This is a genomic window from Amycolatopsis sp. NPDC026612, from assembly GCF_040638285.1.
Classification (GTDB): Bacteria; Actinomycetota; Actinomycetes; order Mycobacteriales; family Pseudonocardiaceae; genus Amycolatopsis.
Window position 1 is genome coordinate 31,556 of sequence record NZ_JBEZYB010000009.1, and the last position, 16,252, is coordinate 47,807.

Consider the following 16,252-nt stretch of genomic DNA (forward strand, 5'->3'; position numbering starts at 1 on the left):
AGTAGTCCCGGGAGCGCACGGGTCCAGAGAGCCGCCGGCAGCTGGGAAGGCGGTCCCGTGCCCGGCGGCGAAGACCCTCCGGAGTGCGGGGAGGAACGGCGTCCGCGCCCGATGCCCCGCCGGCCGGCCCCCGTCACCGGGCCGCGACGAGGCCGCCTTCACCGGCGGTGAAAGTGCGGTGGCACCGCGATGTCCCTGATCGCCCGCACTCCCGAGGGATCCGTTTGGGAGGGTGATGAGTTCTCGCGTTCTGGCCGCCGACCTGCCCCGGTACGTCGGCGCCCGCGTCCGCGTCGCCGGCTGGGTGCACCGCCGTCGCCGGCTGAAGTCCGTCACGTTCGTCGTGGTCCGGGACCGCTCCGGGCTCGCGCAAGTCGTGCTGCACGGGGCCGCGCCACCGGAGGAAACCGTGGTGGAGGTGCACGCGACCGTGACGGCGAACCCGCGCGCGCCCGGCGGTGTCGAGCTGACCGAGCCGGTACTGACGACACTGGGGGAGGCCGTCCTGGCCCCGCCGTTCGACCTCTTCCGGCCCGCGGTCACGGCTTCGCTGCCGACGATCCTCGACCACGCTCCGGTGGCGTTGCGGCATCCTTCGCTGAAGGAGCGCTTCGCCGTGTCCGCGGCCGCCGTGCGCGGCTTCAGGTCCACTTTGGACGGTATGGGGTTCACCGAGGTGCACACGCCGAAGATCGTGGCGTCGGCGACCGAGTCGGGCGCGAACGTGTTCGGCATCGACTACTTCGGCCGCCCCGCCTACCTCGCGCAGTCGCCGCAGTTCTTCAAGCAGGCGCTGACCGGCGTGTTCGAGCGCGTCTACGAGGTCGGCCCGGTCTTCCGCGCCGAGCCGCACGACACCGCCCGCCACCTCGCGCAGTACACCAGCCTGGACGTCGAACTGGGGTTCATCCGGGACCACCGCGACGTCATGGCCGTCCTGCGGGAAGTGCTGGCCGGGATGGCGGACCCGGCGCTGGTCACCGTCCCCGCCGAGATCCCGGAGATCCACTTCGCCGCGGCGCTGGACCTCCTCGGCGTCCCGGCGGACGAGCCCGACCTCGCCCCCGCCCACGAGCGGGCGCTGTCGGAGTGGGCGCGGCGCGAGCACGGGTCGGAGTTCCTGTTCGTGACCGGCTACCCGATGGCGAAACGGCCGTTCTACACGCACCCGGACCCGGCCCGGCCGGGCTACTCGAACAGCTTCGACCTGCTCTTCCGCGGGCTCGAGCTGGTGACGGGCGGCCAGCGCCTGCACCGGCACGCCGACTACCTCGCCGTCCTGGGCGAAGCCGCGCCCGAGTACGCCGGCTACTTGCAGCCGTTCGCGCACGGCATGCCGCCCCACGGCGGCTTCGCCATCGGTCTGGAACGCTGGACGGCGCGGCTGCTCGGCGTCGCGAACGTCCGGGAGGTCACGCTGTTCCCGCGCGACCTGCACCGGCTGACCCCGTGAGGAGCGTTTGTGGAGGTATCGACCGCACGCCGGCTCTGGGCGGCCGTGGAACCGTTGCACGCCGTCGTCTACTTCGCGCCCCAGACGGCCGAAGCGGCGAAGGCGGCCGGCTTGCGCGGCTACTGGATGGGGTACTTCGCGGGCCGGCTGGCGCCCTTGGGCCCGATCGGCCCGGAACCGGCGGCGGCGGTGCTGTTCGGGTTCGCGCCGGCGATGGTGGCGCGGGCGTTGCCGGACGCGTGGGCGTTCGCCTCGCCCGCGGCGGTCGTCGAATCCCGGCTGGCGGCGGTGTCGTCGGCGTTGGGTCCGGTCGCGGGCGAGGCTTCGGAACTGGCCGGGCTGCTGTGGCGGGCGGCCGGCGCGTGCGCCTTCGACGGCCGGCCCCTGGCGGCGGCGTGGGCGGCGGTCCCGGAGCCGGCGGACCCGCTGTCCCGGCTGTGGCTGGCGGCGACGATCCTGCGCGAGCACCGCGGCGACGGCCACGTCCTGGCGGCGGTGCACGCCGGGTTGAGCGGCTTGGAGACCACGCTCACCCACATCGGTGACGGAGTGGTCGGCCGCGCGGACGTCCAGCCCCACCGCGGCTGGTCGGACGAGCAGTGGGACGCGGCGGTGGACCGGTTGCGGGCCCGCGGAACCCTCGACGCGGCCGGCCGCCTGACCGAGGGGGGACGCGAGCTGCGCCGCCGGATCGAAGCGGACACCGACCGCTTGGCGGCGGCCCCGGTGGCGGAACTGGGCGACGACCTGGAGCGGCTGCTGGAGCTGGCGGTGCCGCTGAGCCGGGCGGTGATCGACAGCGGGGTGGTCCCGGTGCCGAACCCGATGGGCGTGCCGCGGCCCTGAGTCCTGTCGAATCCGGGGGCGCCCGTTCGACGCAGGGGTGACCCATGGGAGGACTTCATGACGTTGCTCACCGGCAAGAACGCGATCATCTACGGCGGCGCCGGACGGATCGGCACGGCCGTCGCCACCGCCTTCGCCGAGGAAGGTGCGCGGGTGTTCCTCGCCGGCCGCACGCACGGACGCCTGGAGGCGGTCGCCGCCCACCTCCGCGCGGCCGGCGGCCAGGCCGAGACGGCGGAGGTCGACGCCCTGGACGAGCGGGCGGTGGACGAGCACGCCGCCGCGGTCGCCGCCGAGGGCGGGATCGACGTCTCGTTCAACCTCATCGGCCACGGCGACGTCCAGGGCACACCGCTGGTGGACATGGCGCTCGCGGACTACGAACGCCCGGTGGTGACCGCCGTGCGCACCCAGTTCCTGACCGCCCGCGCGGCGGCTAGGCACATGATCGGGCAGCGGTCCGGGGTGATCCTGTTCTTCGGGGGCGCGGCCGAGCCCGTGCGCGAGTTCGCCGTCGGCGGGCTGCAGGTGGCGTTCCACGCGCTCGAGGCGATGCGCCGCCAGCTCGCCGCCGAGCTGGGTCCGCACGGAATCCGCACGGTGACGTTCCGGACGGGCGGCATCCCCGAGACGCTCCCGGCGGACTTCCCGGGCCGGGCGGAGCTCGAGGAGAACATCGCGGGCAAGACGATGCTCGGCCGCGCGGCCACGCTCGCCGACATCGGCGAGGTGGCGGCGTTCGTCGCCTCCGACCGGGCGCGGACGATGACGGCCGCCACGGTCAACATCAGCTGCGGCGCCCTGGTCGATTAGCGCGGTGACCGCCAAGGTTCCCAGGCTCGGCTCGGCTCGGCTCGGCTCGGCTCGGCTCGGCTCGGCTCGGCTCGGCTCGGCTCGGCTGGGCCGGGCCGGCCGGACCCGGCACGCCCGGCTGGCCCAGCCCGACTAAGGCCGGCCAGGCCAGGCCCGGCTGGCCCAGCCCCGTTCGGCGCGGCTCGGCCCGGCCCGACTCGGGCCGACTCGGCGCGGCGCGGCTAAGCCTGGCGCGGCCCCAGCCCAGCTCGGCCACGCCCAGCGCCGGCGGCCCGGACCACCCCGCCGAACGCCACATCAAGGCGCCACATCGCAGCCCCTCACAGGGATGTCTCGCGCTGCTCCACCACCAAACGCTGGTGGCGGGCCGCGCGGACACGGTCGCCGCAGGTGGTCGAACACCAGCGGCGGCGGGCGTGCTCGCGCAGGAAGTAGCGGATGCAGCCGTGGGCCTCGCACGGGCGGACCAGCGGGGCGAGGTCGCCGCTCACCACGTTGATCGCGTCGCGGGCCAGGGCCGCCACCGCCGCGTCGATCGTGCCCTGGCGGGTGCTGTGCCACTCCCTTGACGGCCCGTCGCGCCAGGTGAGCTGGGGTGCGGCTGCGTCGGCGCGGGCGGCCCGGTTCACCTTGTCCACCGCGGCGGTGTCCGGTGCGCGGCCGTTCGCCAGTGCGGCCAGCAGTTCGCGGACCGCGGTGCGCAGGTCCGTCAGGCGGCTCAGCTCGTCCTCGCCGGGGACGGTTGCGGCGAGGTCGTGCTGCCGCAGCCATGACGTCGCCTCGCCGGGCGAGACCAGGTCGTCGACCGGGCCGCCCGCCGTCAGCCGCCGGGTGTTGACCAGCGCCAGCGCGGGCGAGAGCTCCTCGCCGGGTGCCGCAGTGACCACGTTCGCCTCCCGAGTCCGTCAGCCGGTTTCCCCGATCCGTTGACAGCTTAGCGCGTCTCATGGATAAATGAAAAAGTATCCATGAGACGTGAGGAGAACATCCTATGGTCACCGTGCATCACCGCTACGCCACCGTCGCCGGGCACCGGCTCTTCTACCGGGAGGCCGGTCCCGCCGACGCACCCACGATCGTGCTGCTCCACGGGTTCCCGACGAGCTCGCACATGTTCCGGCACCTCATCCCGGCGCTCGCCGACCGCTACCACGTCGTCGCGCCGGACCACCTGGGCGCGGGCGCGTCCGACGCGCCGCCGGCCGGCGAGTTCACCTACACCTTCGACGCGCTCGCCGAACTCACGCTCGGCCTGCTCGACGAGATCGGCCTCGACCGCTTCGCGCTCTACATCCAGGACTTCGGTGCGCCGGTGGGCCTGCGCATCGCGGCCGCGAATCCCGGGCGGGTCACCGCGATCGTCACGCAGAACGGCAACGCCTACGTCGAGGGCCTGGGTGCCGGGCTGCCGCAGAAGCTGGCCGCCGGCACCCTGACCGAGGATGACCTGCGCGCCATGGTCACCCTCGAGGCCACCAAGGCGCAGTACCTCGACGGCGTGCCCGATCCGTCGCTGGTCAGCCCGGACGTCTGGATCCACGACCAGGCGCTGCTGGACCGGCCCGGCGCCGCCGCGATCCAGCAGGCTCTCCTCGCCGACTACCACCACAACATCGGCCTGTACCCCGAGTTCCACGAGTACTTCCGGACCAGCCGGGTCCCGCTGCTGGCCGTCTGGGGCGGCAACGACGAAATCTTCGTCGCCGACGGCGCCCGCGCCTACGCCCGTGACCTGCCGGACGCCGAGATCCACCTGCTCGATTCGGGGCACTTCGCGCTGGAGACGCACCTGGACGCCATCGCCGGGTACATCAGGGGTTTCCTCGGACGGGTGCTGCCGAGCTGAGTGCGCTTCGGTCCGTTGAGCGGGATGCCGGTTGACCTTCCGGACGGTCCGCTCGTAGGGTTTTCCCGAGGTCGCCTGGCAACAGGCCGATCCGGGAGCGCTCCGCCGTCATCATCAAGTATGGAGGACGGAATGAGCAGACGGATTCGGGTGGGGGCGATCGCGCTTGCGCTCGCCGCCGCAACGATGACCGCGGCGGGGCCGGCGCAGGCCGCCGATCCCTTGCTGTCGCAGGGAAAGCCCGTGACGGTCTCGTCGTCGGGCGGGTGCTGCCCGGCGGCGAACGCGGTCGACGGAAATTCGGGCACCCGCTGGGCCAGCGCGGCCGGCGTCGATCCACAGTGGATTTACGTCGACCTCGGCGCGGCGGTGCGGGTCAGCCGCGTCCGGGTGCAGTGGGACGCTTCCTGCGCCACGGCCTACGAAATCGACACGTCCGCCGACCACCTCACGTGGACGAAGATCTACGCGACGACCGCGGGGAAGGGCGGCGTCGAGGACCTGACCTCCCTCGACGGCACCGGCCGCTACGTGCGGGTGTACGGCACGAAACGCTGCCGCACCGACGCGTCGAAGGGCTACTCGCTGCAGGAATTCGGCGTCTACGGCTCGGCCGGGGACGTCGAGCCGCCGTCGCCGCCCGGCACGCCGTCACTCGTCGAGGTCACCTCGGCCAGCGCGACCATCTCGTGGACCGCGGCGACCGATGACGTCGGCGTCACCGGTTACGACGTCTACCGCGACGGCCAGCTCTGCGCGAGCACGACCGGCGCGCTGACGGCGACCTGCGGCAACCTCGGCCCGAACGGCAGTTACGGCTTCTACGTCAACGCGCGCGACGCGGCCGGGAACGTGTCGCAGGCCAGCGGCACCCTGTCCGTGAAGACGCCGCCGTCCGACGACCACACGCCGCCGTCCACGCCGTCGGACGTGCACACCACCGCGGTCAACAGCACGTCGATCGGTCTCGCGTGGACGGCGGCGACCGACGACACCGGCGTCACCGGGTACCGGATCTACGACTCGGGCACGCAGATCGGGACGTCCGACACGGCGAGCACCACGCTCGGCGGGCTGACCCCGGACACCGCGTACCACCTGCAGGTGCGGGCCGTCGACCGGAACGGCAACCTCGGCGAGCCGAGCACGCCGGTCCTGGACGTCACCACCACCGGCGGGTCGGGCTGCTCGCCGTCCCAGGGCGTCTGCGGCGCCACGCAGGTCGCCACCGACGACGACGTCGTGTGGGGCCTGGTCACCCTGCCGGACGGCACGATCCTCTACAACCAGCGCGACGCGCACGACATCATCCACCTGGATCCGGCGACCGGGGCGAAGAAGACGATCGGCACCGTGCCGGACGTCCAGAACACCGACGGCGAAGGCGGCTTGCTGGGGCTGGAGATCAACCCGGCGTCGTTCGCCACCGACCACTGGCTCTACCTCATGCACACCTCGGCCGCTGACAACCGGATCGTGCGGATCCAGTACGACCCGGCCGGCGACTCCCTGGTCACGAGCACCGAGCAGGTCCTGCTGACGGGCATCGCGCGCAACAAGTACCACAACGGCGGCCGCCTGCGGTTCAGCCCGGACGGCCGGTACCTGTTCGCGGGCACGGGCGACGCGCAGAACAGCGCCAACGCGCCGAACACCAGCAGCCCCAACGGAAAGGTGCTGCGGATCAACCCGGACGGCTCGATCCCGGCGGACAACCCGTTCGGCAACGCCGTGTGGAGCTACGGGCACCGCAACGTCCAGGGCCTGGCGTTCGACGCGCAGGGCAGGTTGTGGGAGCAGGAGTTCGGCAACAACGTCATGGACGAGACGAACCTGGTCGTGAAGGGCGGCAACTACGGCTGGCCTTCGTGCGAAGGCACGTCGGGTTCGTGCGGCGGATCCGTCGCGCCGAAGCAGACGTACCCGGTGGCGCAGGGTTCGTGCAGCGGCATCGCGATCGTTCACGACGCGCTGTACGTGGCGTGCGAACGGGGGACGCGGCTCTACCGCGCGGTGCTCAGTGGTGACGCGCTGACGAACGTCCAGGCGTTCTTCACCGGAACGTACGGCAGGCTGCGCACGGTGGAGCCGGCTCCGGACGGGCACTTGTGGCTGGCCACCAGCGTGGACGGCGACAAGGACGGCGTCCCGCACAACAGCCACAACCAGATCCTGCGGGTTTCCGTGGGGTAGGCCCGAATGGCCGGGACGGCCACCTTGCGGAACGTCGGCTTCCGCGAGGTGGCCTTCCCGGCCGGCTCAGCCGTCCGCGCGACCGGTGGCGGCAGGCCGATGCCGTCCCACTCGGACACTCGGACCTCCTTCGGCCGGTTCTTCTCACTCATCGTGGCACGGATCCGCGCCGGCGGGCGGCGGGCCGGGCGGTCGGTGCGGGATGTCCGGAACGTCCCGCGCCGGCGGGCCGGCTACCGCCAGCGGGTCTCGGCGTCGGTGCCGAAGCCGAGCGTCACGGGCCCGCGCCGGGGCGTGCGGTCGACCGTTTCGGACAGGTCCGGCAGGACGTCGGCCAAGAACGCGTACTCCGGGCTCCGGGTCCGCGCGTGCCACTGGGCGATCTCGTGCCAGCCCGGTGCGGCCAGCGCGCCGCCGAAGTGCTGGACCGACAGGCTCGCCGTGAGGCAGGCGAACCGGAGGCGCTCCACCAGGGGCCAGCCCGTCAGCGTCGCGGCCACGAAACCGGCACCGAACACGTCGCCCGCGCCCGTGGCGTCGAGGACGTCCACCGGGAGCGCCGGGACCGCCGCCGTCTCGCCGGTCGTGCCGTCCACCGCCAGCACGCCCTCGCTGCCGCGGGTGATCACCGCGATCGGGACCAGGTCGGCGAGCCGGGCCAGCGCCGCTTCGGGGGTGTCCGTGCGGGTGTAGCGCATCGCTTCGACGTCGTTCGGCAGGAACGCGTGACAGCACGCCAGCTGCTCAAGCAGCGCGGGCGACCAGGCCTCGGACGGGTCCCAGCCGACGTCGGCGAACACGAGGCTGCCCGACTGGTGCGCGGTGTGCACCCACTCGGCCGTGTCGAGGCCGATGTGGGCCACCGTCGCCCGGCTCGGCGGCGGGGACCCGGCGAGTTCCGCGACCGGGACGGGTGGTGGGTGGCCGTGGGTGACCATCGCGCGGTCGCCGGCGTAGGCCAGCGACACCGTCACCGGGGAGTGCCACTCCGGGAACTGCCGCGACCGGGACAGGTCGATGTGCTCCTGCCGGGTCAGCACGTCCCAGCAGTAGCGCCCGTAGACGTCGGTGCCGAACGCGGCCGCCAGCGAGGTCCGCAGGCCGAGGCGGCTCAGCGCGACCGCGAAGTTCGCGATCCCGCCCGGGCCCGAGCCCATGCCGCCCGTCCACACCTCCGTGCCCGGTGACGGCGGGTGTTCGAGCCCGGTGAAGACCAGGTCGAAGAACAACAGGCCGGACAGGAAGACATCGATGTCGGGCGCGGGCTCGGCCGGCACGGGCGCCTCCATTCCGGTCGCGCAACGGGTGGCCCGAGCCTGCGTCAGCGGCGTGCGAATCGCAAGAGCTGCCAGCCTTCGGCCACGGATTGCGCGATTTCCGCTGCTATGGTCGCCGGATGCGGCACGAGCTCCGACGGCAGGCGGCCGGCCGTCAACCGGCAGCGGGAGTCCCGCGATGAGGCTGGCCATCATCGGCGGCGGCGGGTTCCGCGTGCCGCTGGTGCACGGGGCGCTCCTGGCCGGCGGCGGGGTCACCGAGCTCGTCCTGCACGACGTCGACGCCGGCCGCCTCGCCGCGATCGACCGCGTCCTCGCCGAGCAGGCCGCCGGGGCGGCGGCCGCACCGCGGGTGCGCACGACCACCGACCTGGCCGACGCGGTGTCCGATGTGGACTTCGTGTTCTCGGCCATCCGGGTCGGCGGCCTGCACGGCCGACGGCTGGACGAGCGGATCGCGCAGGCGGAAGGCGTGCTGGGCCAGGAAACGGTCGGTGCGGGTGGGATCGCCTACGGGCTGCGGACGGTCCCGGTCGCGGTCCGCCTCGCGCGGGTGATCGGCGAGCTGGCGCCCCGCGCGTGGGTCATCAACTTCACCAACCCCGCCGGGCTGGTCACCGAGGCGATGGCCGCGCACCTCGGCGGCCGGGTGATCGGCATCTGCGACTCGCCGGTGGGGTTGTGCCGCCGCGTCGCCCGCGCCCTCGGGATCGACCCGGCGACGGCGCGGTTCGACTACGCGGGGCTCAACCACCTGGGCTGGCTCCGCGCGGTCCGCGTCGGCGGCGAAGACGTCCTGCCGCGGCTGCTCGCCGATCCGGCCGCGTGCGAATCGTTCGAGGAGGGCAGGCTCTTCGGCGTGGACTGGCTGCGCGCGCTCGGCGCGCTGCCGAACGAATACCTGCACTACTACTACTTCGCCCGCGAAGCCGCCGGTTCGGATTCGCGGGGGGCGTTCCTGCTGGAGCAGCAACGCGGCTTCTACGCGAAACCTTCGCTGGCGTCGTGGGAACGCACGCGCCTGGAGCGCGAAGCGACCTACATGGCCGAGACACGCGAAGGGGAGCGGGACGATCTCGAGGGCGGCGGCTACGAGAAGGTCGCGCTGGCCTTGATGCGTGGCCTCGCGCACGGCGAGCGCACGACGTTGATCCTCAACGTCCGCAACGGGTCCGCGCTCCCGGGCGTGCCGGGCGACGCGGTCGTCGAGGTGCCGTGCGCCGTCGACGCGACCGGCGCCCGCCCGATCGCCGCCGCGCCACTGCCGGACCACGCACTGGGCCTGGTGACGGCGATCAAGGCCGTCGAACGGGCGACGATCGAAGCGGCGACGACGGGTTCGCGGGAGGCGGCGCTGCGCGCGTTCGCGCTGCACCCGCTGGTCGACTCGGTGTCGGTCGCGCGGCGGCTGCTCGACGGCTACGCCGCCGCCCACCCGGAACTCGCCTCCCTCGCTTAGACGGCGGCCATCGCGGTGAACTCCGCTTCGGCGTCCCGCTCGGTGTACAGCGACCACGCCCGGTCGGCGATGTCGTCCGGGTCGAGCGTCCCCACCGGGAAGCCGTGGTCCTGCGCGGTGAACACGCGGTGGATGTCGCCACGCTCGACGAGACCGCCGATGGTCAGAAGCCCGGCGTGGACGCCTTTTTCCCGCAGGGCGGCGTGCAGCGTCAGCACGTACATGCGCAGGGCCGCCGACGCCGGGGCCAGGCTCCCCAGCATCGGCATCGGGTACTTGCCGCTCAGGCCGCCGGCGAAGAGCAGGGAACCCGAACCGCGCTCCAGCATGACCGGCAGCACGGTTCCGACGAGTCTCGCCGCCGGGAGCACGAGGGAATCGAACGACGCGCGCAGGGTGCCGGCGGCGGCTTCGGTGAGGGGCGTGATGCCCGGACCGGCCGTGGCATCGGCCGGCCCGAAGTACACCGTGTCGATCTGGCCCGCATCGGCGGTGATGCGGACGAGAACGTCGCGGAGCTGGGCTTCGTCGGTCACATCGGCCGTGTACGTGAGCGCGTTGATGCCGGCGAGGGACGCGCGGTAGTCCGCGTGCCGGGCGTCGGTGCGGGAAACCAGCGCCGTCGTAAAGCCTTCGCCGCCGAAGCGGCGGGCGATGGACAGGCCGAGACCAGGACCGACACCCAGGACGGCGAGCACTTTCGGCAAGGGAACCTCCTCGAGAGAACTTGAGACTAATCTCAACTTAGCCGTAAGATGAGGATGGCGTCAACTTGACCCTCGACTGTCCATAAGAGACGAACGCAGACCCGGCGGTGCGGCCGTCCGGGCGGTTTCCGGCGTCCGGACGGGTTTCCCGCGGGCGCACGCCTTCCGTGGTGCCGGGAACCGCGCCCATCATCGGCGGCATGACCGCTGCCTATCCCGCCGCGAAGGACCATCCCGCCGTCCCGTTGGGGGCCCTCTACGCCGGTCACCCGCCGATGTCCCGGATCGCGTTCCCGAGCGGGCACGAAGGCTGGCTGGTGACGCGTTACGACGACGTCCGCACGGTCTTCTCCGATCCGCGGTTCAGCCGCCACCTGCTGTACCCGGGCGCGCCGTGCGTCATCGAGCCGGGCGACTTCTCGACCGGCGAGCACAGCATCCTCAACATGGACCCGCCCGACCACACGCGCCTGCGGCGGCTGTCGGCGCAGGCGTTCACCGTCCGGCGGATCGCCGCGCTGCGGCCCCGGATCCAGGAGCTCGCCGACGAGCTCCTGCGGGCGCTGGTCGCGCACGGCCCGCCGGCGGACCTGGTCGAGGAGTTCGCCTTCCCGCTGCCGACCGCCGTCATGTGCGAACTGCTCGGCGTCCCGTTCGCCGGCCGCGAGCGGTTCCGGCAGTGGTCGCGGGTGATCGTGACGCCGATGCAGCACGCGCCCGCCGACGTCGAGCAGGCGCGGCGTGACGGCGCCGAGGACATGGCCGCCCTGGTGGCAGCGAAGCGCGCGCACCCCGCCGAGGACTTCCTGAGCGCGCTCGTGCACGCGCGCGACGAGGACGGCGACCGGCTCACCGAACCCGAGCTGATCGACCTCGCCACGCAGTTGCTGCTCGCCGGGCACGAGACGACGGTCAGCCTGATCGCGTGCGGTGTCGTCCTGCTGTGCCGGCACCCGGAGCAGCTGGCGGCGTTGCGCGCCGATCCCGCGCTGATGCCGGGCGCGGTCGAAGAGATCATGCGCTACGACGGCCCGGTCGACTCCTCCTTGCTGCGCGTGGCGCTGGAAGACATCGAGCTGGGCGGGGTGCTGGTGCGCCGCGGGGAGGCGGTGCTGGCGCACGTCGGCGCCGCGAACCGCGACGAGAACGTGTTCCCGGCGGCGACCGAGTTCAACGTCCGCCGCAAGGGCGTCCCACAGCTCGGCTTCGGGCACGGCATCCACTTCTGCCTCGGTGCGGCGCTGGCCCGGTTGGAGGGCGAGATCGCCCTGCGGGCGCTGCTGGACCGGGTGCCGGGGCTGGCGCTGGCCGTGGCGCCGGAAACGATCGCCTGGCGGCCGCCGCTGTCGGTGCGCGGGCCCGAGGCGGTGCCGGTGACCTGGACGGCTTGAGCTGCGGGTGATCCGCGCTCCGGCCCGTGGGACGCTGGCGGCGAAGGTGCCGGTGATCGGGCGGCCCGGGTCCCGGTGGCCGGTGCATCGGGCGTCGGCCCGGGTGGCCGGCGTGGCGGCCCGGCGCGACCGCGCACCTGCGCCGAATGCCGCCGCCGGTTGGCGCCACCGGCCGAGCGGAGCGGGCCGCGACTGCTCCAACTGGGTAGAACCTGTTCCAGTTTATGGCTGGTGCCGAAATCATGGCCCTCGTCGTTCCGCGAGCGAGGAGTGCGCCATGGATGCCGACCTGACCCGCCGCCAGCTCCTGCGCGGCAGTGCCGCGGGCGTCGGCTTCGCCGTGACGTCCGGGTTCGCGGCCCCGTCCGCGAGCGCCGCGGCGCCGCTGGGGGAGTACGACGTCGTCGTGGTGGGCTCCGGTGCGGCGGGCATGACCGCGGCGCTGACGGCGGCCAAGCGCGGGCTGAGCGTCGTCGTGCTCGAGAAGGCACCGACGTTCGGCGGCTCCGCGGCCCGGTCCGGCGCCGGCATCTGGATCCCCAACAACCAGGTCCTGCTCGCCGCCGGGGTGCCGGACACGCCCGCGAAGGCCGCGCAGTACCTCGCCGCCGTCGTCGGCCCGGACGTCCCGGCCGCGCGACAGGAGGCGTTCCTGCGCAACGGCCCGGCGATGATCTCGTTCGTCCTGGCGAACAGCCCGCTGCGGTTCCGCTTCATGGAGGGCTACAGCGACTACTACCCGGAGCTCCCGGGCGGGCTGCCGAACGGCCGGTCGATCGAGCCGGACCAGTTCGACGGGAACCTGCTGGGCGCCGAGCTGGCGAACCTGAACCCGCCCTACCTCGCCACGCCGCCCGGGCTCGTCGTGTTCAGCGCCGACTACAAGTGGCTGAACCTCGCCTTGGTGAACGCCAAGGGCACCGCGGTCGCCGCCGGATGCCTCGCCCGCGGCACGGCCGCCGCGCTGGCCGGGCAGAAGCCGCTCACCATGGGGCAGTCGCTCGCCGCCGGCCTGCGCGTCGGCCTGCAACGGGCCGGTGTCCCGGTGTTGCTGAACACCCCGCTCGTCGACCTGAACGTCGAAAACGGCGCGGTCACCGGCGTCGTGACCCCGCAGGGGCTCGTGCGGGCCCGCCGCGGCGTGATCGTCGGCTCGGGAGGGTTCGAGCACAACGCGGCGATGCGCGCGCAGTACCAGCGGCAGCCGATCGGCACCGACTGGACGGTCGGCGCGAAGGAGAACACCGGCGACGGCCACCGCGCCGGGCAGCGCGCCGGCGCCGCCCTCGACCTGATGGACGACGCCTGGTGGGGCCCGGCCATCCCGACGCCGGGCGACCCGTACTTCTGCCTGGCCGAGCGGACCCTGCCCGGCGGGCTCATCGTGAACCAGGCCGGGCAGCGGTTCGTCAACGAAGCGGGGCCCTACAGCGACGTCGTGCACACCATGTACGACAAGAACCCGTCGGCACCGGACATCCCGGCGTGGCTGATCGTCGACCAGAACTACCGCAACCGGTACCTGTTCCGCGACATCGCGCCGCTGCTGCCGTTCCCGGACGCCTGGTACGCCGCCGGCGCGGTCTTCAAGGCGTCGACGATCCAGGACCTCGGCGCGAAGATCGGCGTCCCGTCCGCCGCCTTGAAGTCCACTGTGGACCGCTTCAACGGGTTCGCCCGCTCCGGTACCGACCCCGAGTTCCGGCGCGGCGCGAGCGCGTACGACCACTACTACACGGACCCGTCGGTGACGCCGAACTCCTGCCTCGCGCCGCTGTGGGCGGCGCCGTACTACGCGCTGCGGCTCGTCCCCGGCGACCTCGGCACGAAGGGCGGCATGCGCACGGACGCCCGGGCGCGGGTGCTCCGCCCGGACGGCTCCGTGATCCCCGGTCTGTACGCGGCCGGCAACGCGAGCGCGGCGGTGATGGGGCACAGCTACGCCGGCGCGGGGTCGACCATCGGCCCGGCGATGACGTTCGGCTACATCGCCGCGAACGACGTCTAGAACTCCTTTTCCACCAACGGAAGCACTTCGGTGCCGAGGAGTTCGATCGCCCGCATGACCTCGGCGTGCGGCACGCCGGACCAGTCCATCTGCATCGCGTAGCGGTCCGCGCCGGTGAGCTTGCCGACCGCGATCAGGCGTTCGGCGATCTCCTGGGGGCTGCCGACGAACAACGCCTGCGCGCCGCGGGTGTGTTCGTCGTACTCCGCGCGGGTCGGCACCGCCCAGCCGCGGGCGCGGGCGCCGTACTTCATCGTCTCGAGCCAGTACGGGTAGAACGTTTCCTTGGCGTCCTGGGACTTCTCGGCGATGAAGCCGATCGCGCTCATGGTGACGTGCAGGTCCGCGGGGTCCTGCTCACCGGCCTCGCCGGCCTGGCGGTAGAGGTCGACGAGCGGGGCGAAGCGCTCGGGCTGTCCGCCGATCACCGCGTACACCACCGGCATGCCGAGCAGCCCGGCGCGGATCGACGACTCGGGGTTGCCGCCGGTGCCGATCGAGATGCGCAGACGCTCGCCGTACGGCCGGGGCAGGATCCGCGCGTTCTCCAGCGGTGGCCGGAACCTGCCGGACCAGGTCAGCGGGTCCTCGCGGTCGATGCGCAGGAGCAGCGCGAGTTTCTCCTCGAAGAGCTCGTCGTAGTCGCCGAGGTCGTTGCCGAACAGCGGGAACGACTCGGTGAACGACCCGCGGCCGGCGAGCAGCTCGGCGCGGCCGTGGCTGAGCTGGTCGAGCGTGGTGAACTGCTGGTAGACGCGGACCGGGTCCTCGGTGCTCAGCACCGTGACGGCGGAGCTCAGCGTGATCTGCCGGGTGACGCTCGCCGCCGCGGCCAGCACGGTGCCCGGGCTGGAGATCGCGTACTGGTCGAGGTGGTGCTCGCCGAGGCCGTAGAAGCCGAGGCCCAGCTCGTCGGCGAGCTTGATCCGCTCCAGGGTGTTGGCCAGCGTCCGGGCGACGGTGGGCTGCTCGCTGGTCCGCGGGTCCGGCGCGCGGTCGCCGAAGCTGTAGATGCCGAGTTTCATACAACGCTCAACTACTTGTGGAGCGGATTCGTTCCCCCGGCGCTCAGCCGAAGCGGGCCTGGATGGCCTCGAGGTTCTTCTCCGAGAGCTGCAGCGCGGCGGCACGGAGACTCAGCCCGTCCAGGGTGGCGACCTCGAACATGCTGGTCACCAGGGTGCGCATCCGGGCGCGGACCTTGCCGAAGGCTTCCTCGGCGTCCGCGCCGACGTCGCCGAACAGCGTCCACCACCACCAGGAGTTGGTCGCCGAGTTGGCGACGAAGTCCGGCACCACCCGGATGCCGCGGGCGTCGAGGAGCTCTTCGGCGTCCGGGGTGACCGGCAGGTTCGCGGCCTCGACGATGAGCTTCGCGCCGATCTTGGCCTGGTTGTCGGCGTCGACGCAGTAGGAGATGGCCGCGGGCACCAGGACCTCGGCCGGCACGTCCAGCCACGCTTCCGGCGGCAGGAGCTCGTCGCCGGGCTTGAGGTTGTCGCGGTCGATCCCGCCGAAGCGATCGCGGTGCCGCAGCAGGTTTTCGACGTCGAGGCCGTCCGGGTTGGCGACGACCCCGCGGACGTCCGAGACGCCGACCACGCGCAGCCCGGCGTCGGCGAGGAACCGGGCGGTGGCGCCGCCCATCGCGCCGAAGCCCTGCAGCACGACCCGGTTCGGCTGGTTCGCGAGGCCCAGCAGCTCGAGCCCGGTCAGCGTGGCCTGCGCGACCCCGAGGCCGCCGACCAGCTCGTCGAGCCCCAGCCCGCCGACCTCGATCCGGAACGCCGCCGCCAGCCTGGTGGTCGCCGCCTCCCGGTCTTCGAGCAGCGGGTAGACCGCCTGCACCGGGCTGAGCAGCCCGATTTCGGCGAGCACGCCGTCGATGACGTCCTGCCGCAGGCCCAGGTCCTCGCTCATGGTCCAGTACTGCTCGATCAGCGGCCGCATGGCGCGTAGATAGCGGGCGACGACGTCGCGGGCGCGCTCGTCGTACGGGTCGAAGTCGATGCCGCCCTTGGCGCCGCCCAGCGGGACGTACCGGCCGTCGGGGTCGTAGTTGAGGCCTTCCTTGAGCGTCATGCCCCTGGCCAGGCCGCGGACCTCGAAGAGCGAGCAGCCGCGGCGCATCCGCAGGCCCCCGCTGGCCACGCCGCGGACGAGCCGGTCGATCACCAGGTAGCCGCGGCACCCGGTGACCGGATCGGTCCACGCCACTTCGAGCAAGCCCTGTTCCGTCATCGCCCCTCCTGATCGCCC

At 72.8% G+C, this 16,252-nt stretch carries 14 protein-coding genes; 9 read left to right on the top strand and 5 right to left on the bottom strand.

Annotated elements, in window-relative coordinates:
• The first annotated feature begins 235 nt into the window (after positions 1-235).
• From aspS to AB0F15_RS12180, 4 genes are read left to right on the top strand one after another with little or no spacing between them, the layout of a single operon-like run.
• Positions 236-1,453, top strand: coding sequence for an aspartate--tRNA(Asn) ligase (gene aspS / locus AB0F15_RS12165; protein WP_360269218.1), 1,218 nt, complete (start codon positions 236-238; stop codon positions 1,451-1,453).
• Positions 1,454-1,462: 9 nt separating this feature from the next.
• Positions 1,463-2,299, top strand: coding sequence for a hypothetical protein (locus tag AB0F15_RS12170; RefSeq protein ID WP_360269220.1), 837 nt, complete (start codon positions 1,463-1,465; stop codon positions 2,297-2,299).
• Between the two features lie 57 nt (positions 2,300-2,356).
• Positions 2,357-3,112: an SDR family oxidoreductase gene (locus AB0F15_RS12175; RefSeq protein WP_360269222.1), complete on the top strand. Its 756-nt coding sequence runs from the start codon at positions 2,357-2,359 to the stop codon at positions 3,110-3,112.
• A gap of 4 nt (positions 3,113-3,116) precedes the next feature.
• On the top strand, positions 3,117-3,248 hold the full coding sequence (locus AB0F15_RS12180) for a hypothetical protein (protein WP_360269224.1): 132 nt from the start codon (positions 3,117-3,119) through the stop codon (positions 3,246-3,248).
• A gap of 184 nt (positions 3,249-3,432) precedes the next feature.
• Here AB0F15_RS12180 and AB0F15_RS12185 read toward each other — a convergent pair whose 3' ends face one another.
• On the bottom strand, positions 3,433-3,999 hold the full coding sequence (locus AB0F15_RS12185; RefSeq protein WP_360269226.1) for a CGNR zinc finger domain-containing protein: 567 nt from the start codon (positions 3,997-3,999) through the stop codon (positions 3,433-3,435).
• A gap of 104 nt (positions 4,000-4,103) precedes the next feature.
• Between AB0F15_RS12185 and AB0F15_RS12190 the strand changes: the two genes are divergently transcribed.
• Positions 4,104-4,958: an alpha/beta hydrolase gene (locus tag AB0F15_RS12190; protein ID WP_360269228.1), complete on the top strand. Its 855-nt coding sequence runs from the start codon at positions 4,104-4,106 to the stop codon at positions 4,956-4,958.
• Between the two features lie 132 nt (positions 4,959-5,090).
• On the top strand, positions 5,091-7,151 hold the full coding sequence (locus AB0F15_RS12195) for a PQQ-dependent sugar dehydrogenase (RefSeq protein ID WP_360269230.1): 2,061 nt from the start codon (positions 5,091-5,093) through the stop codon (positions 7,149-7,151).
• Between the two features lie 233 nt (positions 7,152-7,384).
• Here AB0F15_RS12195 and AB0F15_RS12200 read toward each other — a convergent pair whose 3' ends face one another.
• The gene (locus AB0F15_RS12200; RefSeq protein WP_360269232.1) at positions 7,385-8,428 is read right to left on the bottom strand and encodes a carbohydrate kinase family protein; all 1,044 of its coding nucleotides are present in this window, start codon (positions 8,426-8,428) and stop codon (positions 7,385-7,387) included.
• Positions 8,429-8,606: 178 nt separating this feature from the next.
• Here AB0F15_RS12200 and AB0F15_RS12205 point away from each other — a divergent pair, with 178 nt between their 5' ends.
• Complete coding sequence (locus tag AB0F15_RS12205) at positions 8,607-9,887, top strand: 6-phospho-beta-glucosidase (protein ID WP_360269234.1); 1,281 nt, start codon at positions 8,607-8,609, stop codon at positions 9,885-9,887.
• Here the strand turns inward: AB0F15_RS12205 and AB0F15_RS12210 are convergent.
• The gene (locus tag AB0F15_RS12210; RefSeq protein WP_360269236.1) at positions 9,884-10,594 is read right to left on the bottom strand and encodes an SDR family NAD(P)-dependent oxidoreductase; all 711 of its coding nucleotides are present in this window, start codon (positions 10,592-10,594) and stop codon (positions 9,884-9,886) included. The genes AB0F15_RS12205 and AB0F15_RS12210 overlap by 4 nt on opposite strands.
• Before the next feature lie 200 nt (positions 10,595-10,794).
• Here AB0F15_RS12210 and AB0F15_RS12215 point away from each other — a divergent pair, with 200 nt between their 5' ends.
• Both AB0F15_RS12215 and kstD read left to right on the top strand, forming a co-directional pair.
• Positions 10,795-11,985, top strand: coding sequence for a cytochrome P450 (locus AB0F15_RS12215; protein ID WP_360269238.1), 1,191 nt, complete (start codon positions 10,795-10,797; stop codon positions 11,983-11,985).
• 277 nt (positions 11,986-12,262) lie between these two features.
• A complete protein-coding gene (kstD, locus tag AB0F15_RS12220) occupies positions 12,263-13,993 on the top strand; it encodes a 3-oxosteroid 1-dehydrogenase (RefSeq protein ID WP_360269240.1) in 1,731 nt (576 codons plus the stop codon).
• Here the strand turns inward: kstD and AB0F15_RS12225 are convergent.
• Both AB0F15_RS12225 and AB0F15_RS12230 read right to left on the bottom strand, forming a co-directional pair.
• Positions 13,990-15,018, bottom strand: a complete 1,029-nt coding sequence (locus AB0F15_RS12225) for an LLM class flavin-dependent oxidoreductase (protein WP_360269242.1) — start codon at positions 15,016-15,018, stop codon at positions 13,990-13,992. The two genes, kstD and AB0F15_RS12225, sit on opposite strands and share 4 nt — an antisense overlap.
• Before the next feature lie 43 nt (positions 15,019-15,061).
• On the bottom strand, positions 15,062-16,234 hold the full coding sequence (locus AB0F15_RS12230; RefSeq protein WP_360269243.1) for a Glu/Leu/Phe/Val dehydrogenase dimerization domain-containing protein: 1,173 nt from the start codon (positions 16,232-16,234) through the stop codon (positions 15,062-15,064).
• Between the last annotated feature and the right edge of the window lie 18 nt (positions 16,235-16,252).

What these genes read in the sequence shown, in the direction of transcription:
- AB0F15_RS12195 (WP_360269230.1), top strand. Translation starts at nt 5,091, where the DNA reads ATGAGCAGACGGATTCGGGTGGGGGCGATCGCGCTTGCGCTCGCCGCC.
- kstD (WP_360269240.1), top strand. Translation starts at nt 12,263, where the DNA reads ATGGATGCCGACCTGACCCGCCGCCAGCTCCTGCGCGGCAGTGCCGCG.
- AB0F15_RS12205 (WP_360269234.1), top strand. Translation starts at nt 8,607, where the DNA reads ATGAGGCTGGCCATCATCGGCGGCGGCGGGTTCCGCGTGCCGCTGGTG.
- aspS (WP_360269218.1), top strand. Translation starts at nt 236, where the DNA reads ATGAGTTCTCGCGTTCTGGCCGCCGACCTGCCCCGGTACGTCGGCGCC.
- AB0F15_RS12175 (WP_360269222.1), top strand. Translation starts at nt 2,357, where the DNA reads ATGACGTTGCTCACCGGCAAGAACGCGATCATCTACGGCGGCGCCGGA.
- AB0F15_RS12190 (WP_360269228.1), top strand. Translation starts at nt 4,104, where the DNA reads ATGGTCACCGTGCATCACCGCTACGCCACCGTCGCCGGGCACCGGCTC.
- AB0F15_RS12230 (WP_360269243.1), bottom strand. Translation starts at nt 16,234, where the DNA reads ATGACGGAACAGGGCTTGCTCGAAGTGGCGTGGACCGATCCGGTCACC.
- AB0F15_RS12215 (WP_360269238.1), top strand. Translation starts at nt 10,795, where the DNA reads ATGACCGCTGCCTATCCCGCCGCGAAGGACCATCCCGCCGTCCCGTTG.
- AB0F15_RS12225 (WP_360269242.1), bottom strand. Translation starts at nt 15,018, where the DNA reads ATGAAACTCGGCATCTACAGCTTCGGCGACCGCGCGCCGGACCCGCGG.